Source organism: Collinsella aerofaciens, assembly GCF_040920445.1.
Classification (GTDB): Bacteria; Actinomycetota; Coriobacteriia; order Coriobacteriales; family Coriobacteriaceae; genus Collinsella; species Collinsella aerofaciens_BH.
In genome coordinates, this window is record NZ_JBCOTQ010000013.1 from 25,293 (window position 1) to 45,934 (window position 20,642).

The following is a 20,642-nucleotide window of genomic DNA, read 5'->3' on the forward strand; positions in this document are numbered from 1 at the left end:
TTACAGATCTAGATTGTTGAGGTTGGGCCGAGAGGAATGTCTCGATCTGTAACAGTAAGACCCGGTTTTGCCGCGTAACTGTTACAGATTGAGATAAACCGGCGGGCAAACCGACGGGCCGCCCCGCCCCATCCACCTGCCGCCACCTGATATTCGCCGATTTTCGTTGTGCCGCTGTGCCCCCATGCCATATCCTCTAGACAACTACGCGGCATCATCGCCGCCGCGCCTACAAGAGAGGAATATCCATGACCGCACCTGCATCCAAGCTGCTCCAGCCCATTACGGTTGGCCCCCTTGAGCTCAAAAACCGCATTATGTTCCCGCCGCTGACCACCGGCTACGAGGAGCGCGACGGTTCCATTGGCGAGCGCAGCCTGGCCTTTTACGAGCGCCTGGCCCGTGGCGGCGTGAGCTACATCGTCATCGGCGACGTTGCTCCCGTCATGACCGCAAGCCCCACGCCCAAGCTGGCGACCGACGCCCAGATCCCCACGTTTAAGGCCCTGGCCGACGCCGTCCACAAGCACGGCGCCAAGGTTGCGCTGCAGCTGTTCCACCCCGAGTACGACGTGCCCGGTGTCGGCCGCATGGTCATGGGCTCCATGGCCGCCGCCAAGGCCGCGCAGGAGGCCAAGGCTGCCGGCGACGAGGAGACCTTTGCCGCCAAGATGGCCGAGTCCAACGAGATCCGCAAGCAGGCATACGCCAAGCTGCACCACGACATGCAGCACTTTGTGAACGAGGCGAGCGTAGAGCAGCTCACCCAGATCAAGGAGGCCATCGCCGCCTCGGCCGCCCGCGCGCAGCAGGCCGGCATCGACGCCATCGAGGTCCACGGCGACCGCCTGGTAGGTTCGCTGTGCTCGGCCATCCTCAACCAGCGCACCGACGAGTACGGCGGCTCGTTCGAGAACCGCGTCCGCTATGCGCTGGAGGTCGTCGCTGCCATTAAGGAAGCCGCGCCGCAGCTGATGGTGGAGTACAAGCTCCCCGTGATTATGGAGAACCCCGACGGCACGCCGCGCGGCAAGGGTGGCCTGCAGCCCGACGAGGCCTGCGAGTTTGCCAAGCTGCTCGAGGGCGCGGGCATCGACATGATCCAAGTCGCACAGGCCAACCACACCGGCAACATGGGCGACACCATTCCGCCCATGGGCGCCATGCCCTACAACTGGACGCTGCCCGTGGCCGAGCGCGTCAAGGCCCTGGTCTCCGTGCCGGTGGCAACCGTCGGTCGCGTGGTCTCGGTCGAGGCCGGCGAGAAGATTCTGGAAGACGGCGCGGCCGACATCATCGCCTATGGCCGCTCGCTTATGTGCGACCCCGACATTGCGCTAAAGGCCGCCACGGGCGAGCCCATTCGCGAGTGCCTCAACTGCAACAAGGGCTGCGTTGACGCGATTCAAAACCGCAAGTACATCTCGTGCGTGCTCAATGCCGAGAACGGCGACGAGGCGACCATCGCCATTAAGCCGGGCGAGGGCGACAAGAAGATCGCCGTGGTGGGCGGCGGTATTGCCGGCCTGGAGGCCGCGCGCGTGGCGGCCAAGCGCGGCTACGATGTGACCGTCTACGAGGCGAGCGATCACTTGGGCGGCCAGATTGTGCTGGCGGCTGCGCCTCCGCGCAAGGACGAGATCATGCGCTCGGTCGAGTACTACGAGAAGATTCTGCCTGGCCTGGGCGTGAAGGTTGAGCTCAACCATGCCGCTACCGCTGAGGACCTCAACGCCGCCGACGCCGCGATTGTGGCCGTGGGCGCGCACGACGTGGTCATTCCCGTTCCGGGTGCCGATTCGGACAAGGTCGTCTCGAGTTGGGACGTGCTGGCCGGCAAGGTGGAGCTTACGGGCCGCGTCGCCGTCATTGGCGGCGGCCTGGTGGGCACCGAGACTGCCGAGTACCTGCTGCAGCACGGCTGCGAGGTAGCGATCGTGGAGATGCTCGATAAGATTGCCGCGGGCGAGTCCGAGACCATTCTGCCGCTGATCATGAGCGACTTTGCCGAGCACAACGTGGAGCAGCACGTGAAGACCCGCCTGACCGCCATTACCGACGAGGGCGTGGAGGCTGTTCGCACCACCGAGGACGGCGCCGAGGAGCCGGTGAAGATCGCCTGCGATTACGTGGTGATGGCCGTGGGTTCCAAGGCCAACGCGTTTGACCTGGACGGCGTGACGGTGCCCGTGACCTGCGTGGGCGACTGCTCGGGCGAGCGCACCGCCGACATTGCCAGCGCCATCCGCACGGCATATCACGCGGCCAACGAGCTGTAGTTGAACATCGCGGCCAGGCGGGGCGGTAGCACGGATCCGCCTCGCCCGGCTGTGTCCCGTCGGGTGTCAACCGGTGCGGGGCCTGCAAGCGCAGCAGGTCCCGCCCTTTTTGTTTTGCTCCGGTGGATGGCAATGCGAGGTAATCATGAGGAGTGAGGACGTCTACTGCCTTGCAGATCACTCAAAAATATTGGGGGAGGGGTTAATAACTATATCCTCTATACCAAAGGACATAAAGAGATGCCAATTTTGTTGACAAGCGAATGACGATTAGCTGCGAGTCAGCTACCAGCGTAAATAATCGATAAAGAAATGTCGTAATTTGGTGCCAAATGCCCAGATAACGCCGCGTCTATTTTAATTAACTGCTTTGAGCAAACAGTAAAATGCTACTATCTAACTTGCACGTAAGAAAGCAGATTAACGGCTAAGGCTAAGAAGTGGCAGGCATGTCAGAAGCAACAAGGACTCGCGCGCATGCGCCCGAGGTTAGGCAGCGCGCCGTCGAGATCCTCCAAGAGGGGGTCGGTCACCGCGCCCTCGCCGCAAAGCTTGGCATTCCCCAGGCCACGGCTCGTCAGTGGGCCCGCGCATATGCCGTGGGCGGTGCCAACGCCGTGCTCAATGCGGGCGCTCGTCATCATACCTATTCGTACGACGTAAAGCTCGCCGTGGTTAAGGACCGTCTGGAAAACGGCCTGACGGTTCGCGAGGCCATGATCAAGCATGGGATTCCCAGCGAGTCTTCGGTCAAGGCCTGGTGCCGCCAGTATCGCGAGAGCGGTGAGTCCGCACTGGTCGATAAGCCGCGCGGTCGCAAGCCGCGCGTTAAAAAGGCGGAATAGCGAACGGGATGGTGCGCCCACAGGGGCGCATTTTTCTTGCTGCCCCTCTGCTCCAAAGCGGACGTGCCCTTGCCCCGTACGCCTAAAACTCCCCAGTTGACCGAAAACCTGCCGCCGCTACTCCTCAATTGAGCTATAACGTTAAACAATTGCAGCGTTTTTGCATGGGGGAGTGATGGTATGACGCTACTGTATTTCCTTACCCTGTTTCCGCTGGTACCGGCGCTGGGCATGCTGTTCGCGCGCGGCGACCGCGCCCGCGATGCGGTGGGGCTTGTAGGCTCCGGCATTATTATGGCGGTGACAGTTGTAGTCGCCGTCATCTTTTTTGGCACGGGTCCGCAGAGCTTTGAGGTTGCCCCCGGCACCTCGCATGTGCTCTCGATCATCAGCTCTGTCATCGATGTCATTCTGTGCGCCGTCATCCTGTACAACGCGTTCAAATATAGGAACGCGCTCACCACGGTGCTTGGCATAGTCCAGCTGGTGGGCTCGCTTGCCTTTGCTGCCATGACGCTGTCTGCGGCCGAAGCCGTCACGGCGACGCCGCTCTACCTGGACTACATGAGCGTGATCATGGTCCTCGCCGTCGGCATCGTCGGCAGCCTCATCTGCGTGTATGCCCTGGGCTACATGAAGGACTTCCAGGCCCATGACGAGCACGAGGCCGCGCTACGCGGGCAGACCGCGCCCGACCGACGCCCGCAGTTCCTGGCGCTCATGTTCCTGTTCCTCTCGGCCATGTTCGTCATCGTGACGAGCGACAACCTTGAGTGGCTGTTCTGCGGCTGGGAAATCACCACCGTGTGCTCGTTCCTTATGATTGGCTACACGCGCACGCCCGAGGCCATCAAGAACGCCTTCACCCAGATCATCCTCAACATGCTGGGCGGCATCGCGTTTTTGGCCGGACTCATGTACCTGCACGTTAACGGCATGCCGCTGACCATCTCGGGCATGATCGAGCTTTCCGGCGCCGGAACCGCGCAGTCCGCGCTGCTGGTGATGCCGGTCGTCCTGCTGTCGCTCGCCGCACTCACCAAGGCCGCACAGATGCCGTTCCACACTTGGCTGCTCGGCGCCATGGTTGCCCCCACGCCCACGAGCGCCCTGCTGCACTCGTCAACCATGGTCAAAGCCGGCGTGTTCCTAATGGTCAAGCTGAGCCCGCTCTATGCCATCTATCCCGTGACCGGCTTTATGGTCACGAGTGTGGGTGCCATCACGTTTTTGCTCGCTGCCCTCATGGCTATCTCGCAGAGCAACGCCAAACGCGTGCTCGCGTACTCCACCATTTCCAACTTGGGCCTCATCAGTGCCTGCCTGGGTGTCGGCGCGCCCGAGGCCGTGTGGGCCGCCATCTTCCTGATCCTGTTCCACACGGTGGCCAAATCGCTGCTGTTCCTGTGCGTGGGCACGGCCGAGCATCATATCGGCAGCCGCAATATCGAGGACATGGACGGTATGTTCAGCCGCATGCCGCACCTGACGCGCCTGATGATGCTGGGCATCATGGGCATGTTCGTGGCGCCGTTTGGCATGCTCGTGTCCAAGTGGGGCGCCCTGGTGGCGTTTGCCCAGACCGGCAACGTGCTCATGATCATGGTGCTTGCCTTTGGCTCGGCCGCGACGTTTTACTTCTGGGGCAAGTGGCTTGCCAAGCTTTCGGGCGTCGATCCCACGGCTCAAAACGTTGAGGTCAATGTCCATAAGACCGAATGGATGGCGCTCAACACCATCGCCGCACTGCTGATTCTGTGCTGCGTGGCGTTCCCGGTTATCTCGAGCGGTCTGGTGTCGCCTTACTTGGCCATGGTGTTTGGCCGCGTGCCGTACGTTATTGGCAAGGACGCCATGTATCTGATGGTGGTTATCGTGGCGTTTATCGCCGTGGTACTGCTGACTTCATTCCGCGTGAGCGACAAACCGCACGTAAACGTATATCTTTCGGGCGTGGGAACCGACAAATATCGCCATTTCCGCGGTTCGATGGGTCGCGAGGTAAAGGCCGAAAAGCGCAATTGGTACTCGGAGGACGCCCTTGGCGAGAAGCGTATTGGCCCCGCGGGTAGCGTCGTGTGCTGCAGCATTATCTTGTTTGCGCTGCTGTGTTGCGCGTGGATTGGGCCCGAGCGGCTTGCCATGAGCGCGCCCTCGGTGTTGCGCGGCAAGTATTTTGAAGGTTCGGGCGTCGTGGGCATCTTTATTGGTACCGTGGCGTTTGCCTTGCTGGCGCCGCTTGTGGGTGGCCTGATCGACGGCGTTGACCGCAAACTTTCGGCCCGTATGCAGGGCCGCGTGGGCCCGCACCTGCTCCAGCCTTTCTACGACGTTGCCAAGCTGCTGCGCAAAGCCCCTGCCAGCGTAAACACCATGGACGATACCTATATGGCGTGCGCGCTCATCTTTACCGTGGTGGGCGGCGGCATCTTTGTGTCGGGCTCTAACACGCTGTTGTGCGCTTTTATGGTGACGCTCGCCGCGATCTTTGTGGTGCTGGCATCCGCTTCGACGCAAAGCCCGTTTGCCCAGGTCGGCGCCGACCGCGAGCTGCTGCAGGTTATGAGTTACGAGCCCGCCGTTCTGCTGATGAGCGTGGGCCTGTACCTTGCCACCGATAGCTTTGATTCCATCGCCGTGACGGGGCAGTCGGCGCCCATCATCGTGTACAGCGCGCCCATTTTCCTCGCGCTGCTCGCGGTACTTACCATTAAGCTGCGCAAGTCGCCGTTCGATCTTTCATACTCGCATCACGCGCATCAGGAGATCGTCCAGGGCGTCGCCACCGAGATGAGCGGCGGCACGCTGGCCAAGATGACCCTTATGCACTGGTGCGAGACCGTGCTGTTTTTGATGTGGGTGGGCATGTTCTTTGTCTGGGACAACCCGGTGAGCTGGGTGGTTGCCCTGGTCGTGATGGTCGCGACGTACTTTGTCGAGGTACTGATCGACAACACCTTCGCACGCAGCACCTGGCGCAGCTGCTTTAAGCTCGGCTGGGGCGTGGCGCTGGTGTTTGGCCTGCTCAACCTTATGCCCATCCTCGTCGACGTGTTTATTTAGGAGGCGGCATCCATGGATCATAAAATGTCGCGCTCGCCGTGGGTTATTCATTACGACGGCTCGAGCTGCAACGGATGCGATATCGAGGTGCTGGCCTCGCTCACGCCGCTGTTCGATGCGGAGCGCTTTGGCGTGGTCAACACCGGCAACCCCAAGCATGCGGATATCTTTTTGGTGACGGGGTCGGTCAATGCCCAGAACCTGCCCGTCGTGCGCCAGATCTACAACCAGATGCTCGAGCCCAAGTGCGTGGTGGCGTGCGGCATTTGCGCGTGTTCGGGCGGCGTGTTCCGCGATGCCTATAACGTGATTGGCGGCGTGGACCGCGCGATTCCCGTGGACGTGTACGCGCCCGGGTGCGCCATTCGCCCCGAGACCGTGATCGACGCCATCGTGGAGGCGTGCGGCATCCTGGACCAGAAGGAGGCCGTGATGCGTGCTGGCGGCGATCCGCTCACCGTGGGCGGCGCCGCTACCTGGGATGGTGGCGTTGAGCTGGGCGAGGACGGGTTTGTGGCTGCGGGGGCCGGGGCTGACGGTGCCGGTGACGCGCCTGCTGGGACGCCCGCCGCTGCAAAGGAGGCCGAGTAATGCAAAAGGCTATCTATACCACCGTCGGGATCGACGAGCTCCTGTCGCATGTCCAGGCGCTCAAGGGTGTCGGCGCTCGCTTTGTGCAAATGCACGCCGAGCGCAACGTCGACGACGGCTCGTATCGCCTGGTCTATACGTTTATCAACGTTCGTGCTGCTCAGGAGCGGATCGTTCAGGACGGCAGCTATGCGATCGAAAACCTGGTAGTCGAGGGCATCGACCGGTACCAGGAGATTCCGTCCATCAGCTCGTACTATCCGGCGGTGTTCCCGTTTGAGAACGAGGCGCATGACCTGTTTGGCCTTGCCATCACCGACATGCAGCTCGACTTCAAGGGCTTTTTCTACCAGGTCTCGACTGCCGAGCCCATGAGCGTTATCACACCCGAGGTGAAGGCCGCGCGCGAGAAAGCCATGAAGGTCCGTGCCGCCGCCGAGGCCAAGACGCGCAAGGCCGCTGCCGAGAAGGCCGCCGCTGCGGGGGAGGACGTTGCGGGCGCTGCTGCCCAGCCCGCTGCGGCTGCCGGCTCCGATACTCAGCACGATGAGGCTGCTGCCAAGGCGGCGCTCAAGGCTGCCGAGATGGAGGCAAAGCTCGCCGCCATGGATCCCGAGAAAGCGGCCAAGGTCCGTGCAGCGCTTGCCGCAAAGGTCGCCCGCGACAAGCAGAAAAAGGAGGCGTAAGGTCCATGGCACATCGCTCCGTTATTCCGTTTGGCCCGCAGCACCCGGTGCTGCCCGAGCCGCTTCATCTGGACCTGGTGATCGAGGACGACCGCGTTCTTGAGGCAATTCCGCAGATCGGCTTTGTGCACCGCGGACTCGAGAAGCTCACCGAAAAGCGCGATATGCATCAGTTTGGCTACATCGCCGAGCGCATCTGCGGCATCTGCGCCGTGGGCCACAGCTACGGTTATGCCAGCGCCTGCGAGCGTATGCTCGGCATCGAAGCGCCCGGCCGTGTGCAGTATATCCGCACCATTCTGCACGAGCTCTCGCGTATTCACTCGCACCTGCTGTGGCTGGGCCTGCTCGCCGATGCCTTTGGCTTCGAGGCGCTGTTCTATCGGTCGTGGACGCTGCGCGAGCAGATTCTCAAGATCTTTGAGAGCACCTGCGGCGGCCGCGTGATTCTGTCGATCAACGAGATCGGCGGCCTTAAGCACGACATCGAGGACTCCGAGCTGGCGGGTATTGTCCAGACGCTCGATGCCATGCGTCCCGACTACGAGGCCCTGGTGCATACGTTTTTGGACGACAATAGCTGCGGCGAGCGCCTGCATGGCGTGGGCGTGATCGGCAAGAAGGACGCGCTGGATCTGTCGATGGTCGGCCCGTTTGGGCGCGCCTCGGGCGTGGACTACGACGTGCGTATGTTCGGCGACGGTGCCTATGCGGACCTGGCTGCGTTTGAGCCCATCGTTGCCACAGACGGCGACTGCTATGCCCGCTGCCAGGTGCGTTGTGCCGAGGTCACGCAAGCCATGGACATTATCAAGGAGCTTGTGGGCAAGATCCCGCACGACGGAATCGGCGGGCGCACCAAGCTCACGCCGGCCGACGGCGCGCGTGGCGAGGTTGTGATTGAACAGCCGCGCGGCGAGGCGTATTACTATGTGCGCGGCAACGGCACCAAGAACCTGGACCGTTTTCGCGTGCGCACGCCGACGTCGCAAAACCTGGCGGGTCTGACGCATGCGCTGCAGGGCGTGCTCCTTGCCAACGTGCCCATGATTATCTTGACCATCGACCCCTGCATTAGCTGCACGGAAAGGTAGGCGCGGCATGAGTTTGCTGACATTTGCCAAGACGGCCTTGGGCTCTATGGTCAAGCAGCCGGTCACGGTGTGCTATCCGCAGGAAAAGCTCGCGGCACCCAAGCGCCTGCGCGGGCACATCGTCAACGACATGGACGTGTGCATCTGCTGCGGCATGTGCGTGCGCCGCTGCCCGGCGGGCGCGCTCGCGGTCGATCGCAAGGGTGGAACGTGGTCGATCGACCCGTATGCCTGCGTGGTGTGCGGTGAGTGCATCGAGAGCTGCCCCAAGCACTGCCTGACTATGGACACCGCTCGTACTCCAGTTGCGGCGAATAAGACTCCCACGGTAGAAACCAAGCCGGAGTAACGCTGGGATAGAACTGGAATAGGGGCCGGTGGGGCAATTTTGCCCCACCGGCCCCGCGCTTAAACGCGCGGTTGTGCCGTCGCGAACAAAACTATGCCGGATTACTACGATAAATCGCCCACCTCCAACCACACCGCATTTGGCAAAATCAAAACCGCAGGTAGACGGCTTGTAGTTTTGCGAAAAAATCACGCGTGGTCGGGAATCTCGTTTTTATCGTAGTAAACCGGCATAGTTTTGAAATGACACCATATTCGTAACAGCACTTGATCTCCCGTGGACAGAGGGAAACGGATCATTTTGGCCTCGCGAGGACATCCGTGTGGCCCGTTCGCCATGAAATGGGCCTATCTACTACGTTTGGGCGGTGGCCCTCAACCACGGCAAAAAATGCGAAAAGAAAACCGCAGGTAGAACGCCTGCGGTTTTCTGGAAAACGGGGGTATGGTCAAGGGTATCGAGTCAAACGTAGTAGATGGGCAGGTTTCGTGGCGAGCGGTTCCGGGTGATTCCTTGGGGACGGAGGAAAACGGATCATTTTGGTCCCGCGAGGCTTGCGGAGGCGCTCGTGCAGAGCCGCTCGGACAAAACTATGCCGGTTTACGGGGCTAAGTCACGCGCTCCCAACCATGCCGATATCCGTGAAAATAAAACCGCAGGTAGACAAGCCGTCATTTTACGGAAAACGCGGGTATGGATGGGGGCCCTGAGCTTAGCCCCGTAAACCGGCATAGTTTTGAAATGGCATTAAATCGATAACAGATATTTTGCTCTGTCGGAGCGGTTGGCCGTTGGGTAATTACCCTCGCAGGTAGGCGATGGCGATCTGCGTGCGGTTGCGTAGGCCCATTTTGGCAAGGATCGAGCTGATGTGGTTGCGTACGGTGCCTTCGCCCATATAGGCGGTGGCGGCAATCTCCTTGTTATCGAGGCCGCGGGCGATGAGCTCGGCGACTTCGAATTCGCGGTCGGTTAGGCTGGCGAAGGCCGCAGGCCGGCGGGGCGTGCCCGCCTCAACGTCCGTTCCGTCAAAATCGACGTCCTCGATCGCCTTGCCCTCGAGCACGCGTTTGCCATCCATGACCTGCGTCAACGCGGGAGGGATGGCAGCGACGTCGGTTTTAATCAAGTAGCCGCGCGCGCCCAGTTTGAGCGCCGACACAATGTATTCGTCATCCGAGAATGTCGTCAGAAACACCACGCGCGCCGAAGGGTCGCGCTCGAGGATCTCGCGTGCCGCCGAAAGTCCGTCACGCCCCGGCATCTGGATGTCGAGCAGTGCGATATCAGGCGCGTGTTCGGCATAGAGCGAAACCGCGTCGTTGCCGTTGGCGCCGGTGCCCACTACCTCGATCTGCGGCTGGGCGCCCAGGATAATCTTGAGCGAATCGACCACCAAGCGGTCGTCGTCGACAACGATGAGCCTCATCGGCCCTCATCTCCTTGCTGTTTGGGAACGGTGGCAAACACACGCCAGCCGCCGGTGCCGGCGCGCGGGCCGGCGGTAAAGGCGCCACCAAGCGCCTCGATGCGCTCGCGCATGGAGGCGAGCCCCATGCCCTCTGCGGCGTCGCGGCTGCTTGCTTGGACCCCACCAGCGCCATCGTCGGTAACGACAAGCTGGTAAAACGACGGATGCTCCATGCATCGTACGGTGACGGTCTGGGCGCAAGCGTGGCGCATGGTATTGGAGAGCGCCTCGCGCAGGACCGCTGCAAAGCAGTTGGCGACATTTGCGGGCGCATGCTCGGCCAAAACTTCAAGCTCAATCTGCGGGCCGCCGTCCGAGCGCGCGCCTTCAACAATGCGTTCGAGCTGCACGGAAAGGTCGACGGCGTTGTCGTTGAGCGCGTGGACGCTGATGCGCACAAGCTGGAGCGCCTCGTCAACCGTGCGTTTAACGTCGGCGAAATCGGCGGCGACGCCAGGCTCGTCGGCGTGGACCACGCGTAGGGCTTCAGCCTGCAGTGAGGCGCGCGTGAGCTGGTGCCCGACGTTATCGTGGATCTCGCGCGCGATGCGGGCGCGTTCGGCGAGCGTCGCGAGCTCGACTTCGTAGTCCTGGCGGTCGGCAAGGTCGCGGTTGCGCGCTTCGAGCGCGAGGGCTCGTTCTTGCAGCTCGTCGCGGGTACGGCGCATGCGCTGCTGCTCGCGCTCCAGCTGGGCGGTACGTAGCGATAGCAAGGTGGCGGCAACCGAGAGGATGGCGGTCAGCAGGAGCGTTCGGGTGGTGAGCGCGCCGCCGCGAAGGTCCGCGACAAGCGCGCAGACAAACACGGCGCCAATCGCCAGCGCGGGCCAGATGCGTTCACGGCGCACGCGTCGCGCGATGTCATAGAGGATGAGAGGCGCAAACGGCACAAACGGCGGCACGAAGACAGCCGCGATGATGTAAGCGTAACTTGCGGTCTCGCTTGCGCGGCGCGTGCGTTCCCCCTGTGCGACCTCGGCCAGAGAAGTGGCAATAACGCCAAGGCAAAACGCTGCGACCAGGTGAGCGTCCACAGCAAGGCCCATGGCGGCCGCAATGCAGCACGCCAGCACGATCGATTTGTCGAAAAGCCTGTTCATACGGGTATTGTACGCGAAGCCGCGCATGGTGGAGGGGCCGCCTGCGCAACCGTGACATTCCTCCCGCGCAGCAAAGCGGGGGGCGTCGGCAGGCCGCACGACAAAGACCCCGCACTCGTGACAAAGCTCACTGGTGCGCGTCGGCGGCTCCTGCGATGATGCAATCGTACCGGGCCGCAATCAACAGAAGGGCCGCCTCATGACAGACATCGTCCACGTCGAAAACCTCGTCAAGCGCTACGACGATCTTATTGCGCTCGACCACTTTAACCTGAGCATCGCCCCCGGCGAGATCTTTGGCCTGCTGGGCCCCAACGGCTCGGGCAAGACCACGTCCATCAACTGCATCCTGCAGCTGCTCGCCTACGACAAGGGCACCATCGAACTGTTCGGCGAGCCCATGACGCCCGCCCGCTACGACCTCAAGCGCCGCATCGGCGTGGTGCCGCAGCAGGTGGCGGTGTTCGACGAGCTTACGGTGCGCGAGAACATCGACTATTTCTGCAGCCTCTACGTCAACGACCGCAAGCGCCGCCGCGCGCTGGTCGACGAGGCCATCGACTTTGTCGGCCTGGGCGACTTTGCCAAGTTCCGCCCCGGCAAGCTCTCGGGCGGCCTGGCGCGACGCCTCAACATCGCCTGCGGCATCGCGCACAAGCCCGAGCTCATCTTTTTTGACGAGCCCACGGTGGCGGTCGACCCGCAGAGCCGCAACGCCATCCTGGAGGGCATCTGCCGCCTGCGCGACGAGGGCGCCACGGTGGTGTATACCAGCCATTACATGGAGGAAGTCGAGCAGATCTGCAGCCGCATCATGATCATGGACGGCGGCCGCGTGCTGGCGCAGGGCACCAACGACGAGCTCAAACGCATGATTCAGATGGGCGAGCGCGTGACCGTCGAGGTGGGCGCCGTCGAGCCAGCCACGGTCGAGCGGCTGCGCGCCCTCGAGCACGTGCTCAGCGTCGAGCTGTCCGGCGGCGAGCTCGTCTGCACCTGCGAAGCGAGCCCGCACAATTTGGTCGACATCCTCGACACGCTGCGCGCCGCCGATGTGGCGCTCGGCCGCGTGTGGAGCGAGCCGCCGACCCTCAACGACGTGTTCCTCGAGATCACCGGCCGCGAGCTGCGCGACTAGGGGGCAGTCATGTTCAGCACCATCATCACTACGGTCAAGACGCTGCTGCGCCGGCCGAGCACGTGGGTCTGGGGCGCTCTCTTTCCCATCGCACTTTCCACGATGTTCATGTTTATGTTTGCGAATCTGAGCTCTGACGGCACGGTCGACCCGGTACCGGTTGCCGTCATAGCGGACGAGGCCTGGGACGCCTCGACCTTTAAGGACGTGGCGACGTCGCTTGCCAAGGAGAGCGACAATCAGCTGCTCGAGATCCACGAGTGCGACGACGCAGCCGATGCGAACCGTGCGCTTAAGGCCGGCGAGGTTGCGGGCATCTATACGGTCGACGACGCAGGCGTACCCAAGCTCACACTGCTATCGAGCTACGACAGCTCGCGCGCATCATCGGTGCTCACCGATCGCAGCATCCTGGAGACGGTGGCAAGCTCGTATACACAAAATGCCGAGCTCATGTCCCAGATTGCCCAGGACAACCCGGCGGCGCTCGCCGACCAAGAGGCGGTTGCGCGCGCCCTGTCGCTCGAGGGCGGCACCCGCCGCGTAAGCCTGACGCGCACCACGCCCGACGGCACGACCATTTACTACTACGCGCTCTTTGGCCTGGTCGCGATGATGTCTGCCGAGTTTGCCGCTTTGAGCGTCGTCGACCTGCAGCCCAATCTGTCGGGCCTTGGCGCGCGCCGCTGCGTGGGTGGCCTTTCCAAGACGGCGTCGCTAGCCGGCATCTTTGTCGGCTCGTGGCTGGTTTCCTTTGCCTCGATGGCGGTTGCGATTGGCTACGTGCGCCTAGTCGTTGGCGTCGACTTTGGCGGGCGCGAGGGGCTGTGCCTGCTGGGCGGTGCTGCATCCGCGCTAGCCGCCACGGGCCTGGGGCTCTTTGTGGGCACGCTTCCCGTTAAGGGTGGCAAGGCGTCCAAGTCGGGCATCCTCACGGGCTTTGCCACCACGTGCGCCCTGTTCGCCGGCCTCTACGGCGAGCCGGCGATGGCGCTTGCCGACGACGTCGCCCGCGCCTGCCCGGCCGAGTGCTGGCTCAACCCCGTCAAGCTCATCTGCGACATGTTCAATCGCCTGTATTTCTTTGAGGACCTGGGGCCGTTTGCCGTTCGCGCTGGCGCGCTGGTCCTTATGGCGCTGGTGTTCGTCGCCGCCGCTACGCTGATCTTTGGAAGGAGCCGCTATGAGCACCTTTAAGACCGCGCTTCGCATGGCGCTGGCGCACCCGTTCTACCTGCTCATCTATACGGTGTTCATCTCGCTCATGGGCGCATTCATCGCGGCCTCGGTGAGCTGGAACTCGTCGCAGCTTACCGAGTACAAGCCCTACGACACCAACGTGATTGTGGTCGACCGCGACAATAGCGACCTTTCGCGTGCGCTTACCAAGCATCTGGGTTCGCGTTTTGAGCTGGTCACGGGCGTCGGCGACGACACCTACGACCTTGCGGACGCGCTCTCCAAGAGCAACAGCGCCAAAGGTAGCGCCGACTGCGTGTTCTTTATCCCGGAGGGGTTTGAGGGCGATCTTGTTGCAGCCGCCCGCGCGGGGGAGTCCCTGCCCAAGCTCGACGTGACTTACGGTGCCGGTACCATGGCGGCGGCGCTTTCGTCTGCCGAGGCCTCGCGCTGGATCTCGCTCGCGGGTGCTGCGGCGGCACTTGAGCCCACTGCCTCCAACGGCGACGTTGCCAAGGCTGCCGAGCATGCTGCCGCGAAGCGCGCGGAGGTCGAGATTGAGCAGGTCAAGGTCGACTCGACAGCCGCTGCTACGCTCGAGTCGTATTTCAACTTTGGCGCCTATGCGATTATCTCGTCGGTCATCGTATCGGTGGGGTTGGTGTTCTCGGGCATGAACGAGCCCGAGCGCGTACGTCGTATGGATGCCGGCCCAATCTCTGAGCGCCGGCGCTCGCTTGCCGTGTTTGCGGCCGCCGCCGTGATCACCGTCTGCATCTGGTTTGTGTCGAGCATGATGGGCGTCGTGGGCTTTGCCGGCGCGGTCGCCGAGGTCGGCGTGGGTCGCGTGTGTCTGGCGCTGGCGGCGACGTTTGCCCTGGCGTGCACGCCTCTGGCCGTTGGCTTTGCGCTGTCGAGCCTGGGTGCGCGCGAGGAGCTGCTTAACGGTGTGGGCAACCTGCTCGGCATGCTCATGACGTTTTTGGGCGGCGCTTGGATGCCGCTGTCGCTGATGGGCTCGGCCGTGCAGACGGTGGCGCACTTTGTGCCGACGTATTGGGTGAACGACGCGATTGGCAAGGCGCTCGCTTCGGATCTGACGTCCACCGTGTTGGGCGACATCGCCTGCGACCTGGGCGTCACCGTGCTCTTCGCCGCCGCCATTGCCGCCGTAGGCCTGGCCCTCTCACGCGCCAAATCCCGCGCCTAGTCTGAAATAAATCCTAGGCCTCGCCCCAAAATAGTTTGCCAAGGTTTACTATTACGTTCATAAAGTAGTACGAGGCTAACAATGGGGGATACCATGGCAACGCAGGAAGCCTACGTCCAGGTTAAGGATCTCAAAAAGCACTACGGCGACGGTGACGCGCGCCTGGCGGTACTCGATGGCATCGACGCGTCCATCAACCGCGGCGAGATCTGCGTCATGCTGGGGCCCTCGGGCTCGGGCAAGTCGACCTTTCTCAACCTGATCGGCGGCCTGGAGGATGCTGACGGCGGCTCCATCATGGTGGACAGCTGCGACCTCACGGTGCTCAAGCCTGCCGACCTGGGCGAGTATCGCCGCCGTGAGCTGGGCTTTGTCTTCCAGTTCTACAACCTGGTGCCCGATCTCACCATCAAGGAAAACATCGAGGTCACGGCGCACCTGTCCAAAAAGCCGCTCAACGTCGACGACCTGCTGCGCTCGCTGGGCCTCTATGAACATCGCAACAAGTTCCCGCGCCAGGTCTCGGGCGGTCAGCAGCAGCGCTGCGCCATCGGCCGCGCACTCGTCAAAAACCCGGGCCTGCTGCTGTGCGACGAGCCCACGGGTGCGCTCGATTACAAGACATCCAAGGAAATCCTGCAGCTCATGGAGGATGTCAATCACGAGTACGGCTGCACCATCATCATCGTCACGCACAACGCCGCCATCGCCCGCATGGCCAACCGCGTGCTGCGCCTGCGCGACGGACGCATCGTCGAGGATGAGCTCAACGAGTCGCCCGTCGCGGCCGCCGAGCTCGATTGGTAGGCGGCGCCATGACACCTCTCGCAAAACGTCTCCCGCGCGAGCTGCGCCGCAATATCGGCAAGTACCTGGGCATCTTTCTTCTTATGTGCGGAAGCATCGCCCTCACCTCGGGCTTTTTGCTCGCGGCCCACTCCATCGGTTGCCTTATCGACGACATGCGCGATGCGTACACGATCGAGGACGGCCGCGTGACCACCTCCTTCGAGGCCACCAAAGACCAGCTCAAGGCTGCCGAGGACGCGGCCGGCGATGTCGGCGGCGTCACGCTCTACAAGAATTTCTCCATCGACGCCATCATCAAAAAGACCGCCGGCGACGACGGCACCAAGCGCACGCTGCGCACCTATGCGCACCGCACCAAGGTCGATATCGCGTCCTACTGTGAGGGCAAGGAGCCCAAAACGGACGATGAGGTGGCAATCGACCGTGTCTTTGCCACCAACAACGGCCTCGCCGTGGGCGATAAGGTCGAGCTCGAGGGCCGCACCTACACCATCTGCGGCATCATGACCCAGCCCGATAGCCAGGCGCTGTTCCTCAACAATTCGGACTTTACGGTGAACACCATCACGTACGGCGTGGCCGAGGTCACCGATGCCGGCTTTGCCGCGCTCGAGGATGCCGGCGGCGCGCCCGCCTACACCTACTCCTTCACCTTTGCCGATCGCGACCTCCCCACCGCGGATCGCATCGATGCGGAGCAGGATATGGTCGAGGCGCTGACCGATGCCGATGCGCGTGTTGACGATCTGATCGATGCCGATTCCAATCAGGGCATTGGCTATGCGCGCGACGACGTGGACGGCGACTCCATGATGTGGATGACGCTGCTCGACATCATCATCGTGATCATGGCGTTCGTCTTTGTGGTCCTTACCGACGCTACCATCGAGGAGGAGAGCGCCATCATCGGCACGCTGCTCGCCAGCGGCTATCGCCGTCGCGAGATCGTGCTGCACTACCTTGCGCTTCCCGCCATCGTGGGCGTGATCGCGGCGCTTTTGGGCACTGCGCTCGGCGTTGTGTTCTTTACCGAGCCCATGCGCAGCCTCTATTACGGTTCGTACAGCCTGCCGCCCTTCCAGGTGTACTGGAGCTGGGAGATCTTTGTGAAGTGCGCCGTGGTTCCCGCCGCCGCGCTCATCCTCATCACGCTGGTGGGCCTGCTTCGCAAGATGGGCAAGACGCCGTTGCAGTTCCTTCGTCACGAGGCGAGCGGCAAATCGGGCACCAAGCGCGGCTTGCAGCTGCCGGAGCGCATGGGTTTTGTTTCCCGCTTCCGCCTGCGTATCTTCCTGCGCAACCTGGGCAACTTCGCCACGCTCTTCGTGGGCATTGCGTTTGCCTCGCTGCTGCTGCTCTTTGGCCTGGCGATCCTGCCCACGATGACGCACTATGCGGACAACCTCGAGACGAGCCTGGTCGCTGAGCACCAGTACACGCTCAAGGCGCCGCTGGAGCTCGAGGGCACCGCCGAGGAGCGCGAGCAGTGGTCGGCACTCGAGCGCTTGCAGTCGGTTGACGGCGCGCTGCTAACCGCTGCCCAGGATGCCGATGACGAGCTCGACGACGCGGCCGATGCGACGCAGGCAGCAGCCGATGCCGCGACCGCATCTCCGTCTGCCGAGAGCCTGGCCGCGGCGCAGGACGCGCTTGCCAAGGTCCAAGACAAGAAGGATGCGCTTTATGCGCGCCTCGATGACCTTGCCGATGCCCTCGGCTGCAACCGCGACGAGGCTATCGACCTGATCGACAAGGCCTCTAAGATCGACACTGACAACGATGATATCCACCCGGTCAACACGACCGACAACGGCGCGGGCGCAATCGCACAGGCCGAGAAATATGCCGTTTACCAGCTGCAATACGACCGCGGCGATGGTAATGGCGAGGAGACGATTTCCGTCTACGGCATCTCGCCCGATTCGCGCTATTGGAAAGACCTCAACGTTGACGATGGGTGCGTCGTCTTTGGCGGCGGTCTGCTCGATAAGTTTGGCTGGAGCGAGGGTCAGAAGGTCACGCTCGGCGACAAGTACGAGGGCGAGCATTATTCCCTTGAGTACGCGGGCAAGGACTGTGCCTGGGGCTCCAAGTCGGACATGAATATCTATATGAGTATCGAAGATTTTAACGAGCTGTTCGGCAACGACGCCGCCTACTTTAACGGCTATGTGAGCGACGAGAAGCTCGACCTCGATGCTCGCTACTTTGCCGGCGACACCACGCCCGATGACATGCGTGCCGTGGGCGACCAGTTCATCGGCATGATGAGCAAAATGATCGGCATGATGATCGGGCTCGCGGTGTCTATCTTCCTGCTGTTTATGTACCTGCTGACCAAGGCGGTGATCGACCACAGCGCCCGTTCGATCAGCTACATGAAAGTCTTTGGCTATCGCGATAGCGAGATCTCGCATCTGTACATCCGCTCGATCACGCTGTGCGTGGCGGCGTCGCTCGTGCTGAGCCTGCCGGTCATTATTGGCTCGCTCACGGCCATCTTCCGCTCGATGCTGCTCGCCTACAACGGCAATATCGAGATCTACGTGCCCGCTTGGTCCATGGCGGCGTGCGTGGGCATTGGCTTTGCGACCTACCTGGTCGTGGCGCTGCTGCACACGCGCTCCATCAAGCGCGTCAGCCTGGCCGAGGCCCTCAAAGTGCAGGAGTAGCCATCGGGGACAGTCCTTGCCATTCGTCGGCTCGCCGGCCGGGCTGGCAAGGACTGTCCCAATATGCCGGCACTTGGGGACTGTCCCCAGCTGCCGGCAGATAAGGAACGTCCCCAACTGCCGGGTGGCGAAAGAGTGTCCCTTGCGACTACTCATTTAAGAACATCCCCAATGACTAGGTGCCGTACTTGACTTTAACTCTGCTTTAACTGGTACCATCCTCTATGTCTGTAACGCCATATAGACCGAGGGGATAGATCTATGACCGCAACTGCACCCGCAGCACCCGCTAAGGTGTACTTCACCAACCTGCGCACGCATGCTCGCGAGAGCCAGCTCGACAAGCTCAAGCGCCTCATCCGTCACGCCGGTATCGAGCAGATCGACTTTGAGAACAAGTTCGTCGCCATCAAGATTCACTTTGGCGAGCTGGGCAACCTGAGCTTTTTGCGCCCCAACTACGCCCGCGCCGTCGCGGACGTCGTGAAGGAGCTGGGCGGCAAGCCCTTCCTCACCGACTGCAATACGCTCTATGTCGGTAGCCGCAAAAACGCGCTCGAGCACATTGATACCGCCTACCAGAACGGCTTTACCCCGTATGCTACGGGTTGCCAGATCATCATTGCCGACGGCCTCAAGGGCACCGACGAGGCGCTCGTCCCGGTCGAGGGCGGCGAGTACGTGCACGAGGCCAAGATCGGTCAGGCGCTCATGGATGCCGATATCGTGATCAGCCTCACCCACTTTAAGGGCCATGAGCAGGCCGGTTTTGGCGGCGCCATGAAGAACCTGGGCATGGGAGGCGGCAGCCGTGCCGGCAAGATGGAGCAGCATGCCGCCGGCAAGCCGAACGTCGCGACCGAGCACTGCGTTGGCTGCCATGCCTGCGAAAAGATCTGCGCGCACAACGCTATCTCGTTCGACGGCACCCGCGAGCGCGAGCTTGCCAGCGGCGCTACTCGCACGGTGCACGTGGCTGCCATCGACCACGATCGCTGCGTGGGCTGCGGACGCTGCATTGCGGCATGCAACCAGGACTGCATCAAGCCCGGTTATGAGGCCGCGGCCGACGTGCTCAACTGCAAGATCGCCGAGTATACGAAGGCCGTCGTCGACGGCCGCCCGAGCTTCCACATCTCGCTTGCCATGGACATCAGTCCCAACTGCGACTGCCATCCCGAAAACGACACGCCTATCGTCAACGACATCGGCATGTTCGCGAGCTTCGACCCGGTCGCCATCGACCAGGCCTGCGCCGACGCCGTCATGGCGTCTGAGCCGCTGCCCAACACCGAGCTCACCGATAGCGCGGCCAAGATGGAGCACAACCACGAGCATCTGGAGGGCGAGCAGGCCAAGGATCCCTTCTGCATCACGCATCCCGACACCGACTGGCGCGTGTGCATCGCGCACGCCGAGAAGATCGGCCTGGGCACGAGCAAGTACGAGCTCATCGAGGTCAAGTAGCACCTAGCTATTAGACAAAACAAGCGCCTTTGTAGCACAACTGTTAGCAAAAGCCGCCCGTGAGCACAGTGCCCACGGGCGGCTTTTCGGAAGTGCTAGGGGGTCAGATAGGCCAGTAAACCGTACTATTTGCCTAAAAATACTCGTCGAGGAAGTCGTCGACCGTGTTCCAGTAGAGTTCGGGGTCGACCTGCGCGCTCTTGGCGTGGGTGGCGCCATGGACGGTGAGCTTTTGCTTGACCTTGCTGGCGCACGCGTCGTAGTTTTGGTCGAGCATGCTGTACGGCACAAAGGTGTCTTGGTCACCGTGGATAAACAGCATGGGAACCGTCGCGCGCTTGAGCTGTTCCACGCTGCTCGCCTTATGAAAGTCGTAGCCCGCGCGCACGTTGCACACCAAGTTTGCTACATCGAGCAAGGGAAAGCTGGGCAGGCCGAACACGTCCTTGAGCTGCAGAGAAAACTCGTCCCAAACACTCGTATAACCGCAGTCCTCGATAATGCATTTCACGTTTGCGGGCAGAGGTTCCCCCGCGACGTTCATGGCGGTCGCCGCGCCCATGGATTCGCCAAAGACCAGGATGCGCGCCTTGGGGTCAGCCTGAACGATTCGCTCGATCCATGCGACGATGTCGAGGCGCTCGGGCCAGCCCATGCCGATATAGTCGCCGCCGGAGCGCTCGTGGGC

At 62.2% G+C, this 20,642-nt stretch carries 16 protein-coding genes; 13 read left to right on the top strand and 3 right to left on the bottom strand.

The annotated features are described in order from the left end of the window. Positions 1-248 precede the first annotated feature (248 nt). The 7 genes from bilR to AB5405_RS03525 all read left to right on the top strand — a co-directional run bounded on the left by bilR (position 249) and on the right by AB5405_RS03525 (position 8,907). Positions 249-2,279 (top strand): bilirubin reductase, long form, encoded by a 2,031-nt coding sequence (gene bilR / locus AB5405_RS03495; protein ID WP_368137611.1) that lies wholly within the window; start codon positions 249-251, stop codon positions 2,277-2,279. 449 nt (positions 2,280-2,728) lie between these two features. Next, positions 2,729-3,124 (top strand): helix-turn-helix domain-containing protein, encoded by a 396-nt coding sequence (locus AB5405_RS03500; RefSeq protein WP_368137612.1) that lies wholly within the window; start codon positions 2,729-2,731, stop codon positions 3,122-3,124. A gap of 180 nt (positions 3,125-3,304) precedes the next feature. Further along, on the top strand, positions 3,305-6,187 hold the full coding sequence (locus tag AB5405_RS03505; protein WP_368137613.1) for a proton-conducting transporter transmembrane domain-containing protein: 2,883 nt from the start codon (positions 3,305-3,307) through the stop codon (positions 6,185-6,187). Positions 6,188-6,199: 12 nt separating this feature from the next. After that, entirely contained in the window at positions 6,200-6,778 is a 579-nt protein-coding gene (locus tag AB5405_RS03510; protein ID WP_368137614.1) for an NADH-quinone oxidoreductase subunit B family protein, read from the top strand. Beyond that, positions 6,778-7,464 carry an NADH-quinone oxidoreductase subunit C gene (locus AB5405_RS03515; protein WP_368137615.1) on the top strand — a complete coding sequence of 229 codons (687 nt, stop codon included), beginning with the start codon at positions 6,778-6,780 and terminating at the stop codon, positions 7,462-7,464. The genes AB5405_RS03510 and AB5405_RS03515 overlap by 1 nt, the downstream gene beginning before the upstream one ends. Positions 7,465-7,469: 5 nt before the next feature. Beyond that, positions 7,470-8,558 (top strand): hydrogenase large subunit, encoded by a 1,089-nt coding sequence (locus AB5405_RS03520; RefSeq protein ID WP_368137616.1) that lies wholly within the window; start codon positions 7,470-7,472, stop codon positions 8,556-8,558. Positions 8,559-8,565: 7 nt separating this feature from the next. Beyond that, positions 8,566-8,907 (top strand): 4Fe-4S dicluster domain-containing protein, encoded by a 342-nt coding sequence (locus tag AB5405_RS03525; protein ID WP_349116460.1) that lies wholly within the window; start codon positions 8,566-8,568, stop codon positions 8,905-8,907. A gap of 799 nt (positions 8,908-9,706) precedes the next feature. On the opposite strand, the gene AB5405_RS03530 is transcribed toward AB5405_RS03525, so the two are convergent. Beyond that, complete coding sequence (locus AB5405_RS03530) at positions 9,707-10,336, bottom strand: response regulator (RefSeq protein ID WP_368137617.1); 630 nt, start codon at positions 10,334-10,336, stop codon at positions 9,707-9,709. Beyond that, on the bottom strand, positions 10,333-11,478 hold the full coding sequence (locus AB5405_RS03535) for a sensor histidine kinase (RefSeq protein ID WP_368137618.1): 1,146 nt from the start codon (positions 11,476-11,478) through the stop codon (positions 10,333-10,335). Before AB5405_RS03535 ends, AB5405_RS03530 begins: the two co-directional genes overlap by 4 nt. A gap of 199 nt (positions 11,479-11,677) precedes the next feature. On the opposite strand from AB5405_RS03535, the gene AB5405_RS03540 reads away from it, so the two are divergent. From AB5405_RS03540 to AB5405_RS03565, 6 genes are all read left to right on the top strand, one after another. Next, entirely contained in the window at positions 11,678-12,616 is a 939-nt protein-coding gene (locus AB5405_RS03540) for an ABC transporter ATP-binding protein (protein WP_349116456.1), read from the top strand. Positions 12,617-12,625: 9 nt separating this feature from the next. Then, a complete protein-coding gene (locus tag AB5405_RS03545) occupies positions 12,626-13,813 on the top strand; it encodes an ABC transporter permease (protein WP_368137619.1) in 1,188 nt (395 codons plus the stop codon). Then, complete coding sequence (locus AB5405_RS03550) at positions 13,800-15,005, top strand: ABC transporter permease (protein ID WP_368137620.1); 1,206 nt, start codon at positions 13,800-13,802, stop codon at positions 15,003-15,005. Before AB5405_RS03545 ends, AB5405_RS03550 begins: the two co-directional genes overlap by 14 nt. 93 nt (positions 15,006-15,098) lie before the next feature. Next, entirely contained in the window at positions 15,099-15,812 is a 714-nt protein-coding gene (locus AB5405_RS03555) for an ABC transporter ATP-binding protein (RefSeq protein ID WP_368137621.1), read from the top strand. Positions 15,813-15,820: 8 nt separating this feature from the next. Continuing rightward, entirely contained in the window at positions 15,821-18,487 is a 2,667-nt protein-coding gene (locus AB5405_RS03560; protein WP_368137622.1) for an ABC transporter permease, read from the top strand. Between the two features lie 261 nt (positions 18,488-18,748). Further along, positions 18,749-19,954, top strand: a complete 1,206-nt coding sequence (locus AB5405_RS03565) for a DUF362 domain-containing protein (RefSeq protein WP_055252574.1) — start codon at positions 18,749-18,751, stop codon at positions 19,952-19,954. 133 nt (positions 19,955-20,087) lie between these two features. On the opposite strand, the gene AB5405_RS03570 is transcribed toward AB5405_RS03565, so the two are convergent. Beyond that, positions 20,088-20,642, bottom strand: a 555-nt coding sequence (locus tag AB5405_RS03570; RefSeq protein ID WP_368137623.1) for an alpha/beta hydrolase, incomplete at its 5' end; no start/stop codon positions are given.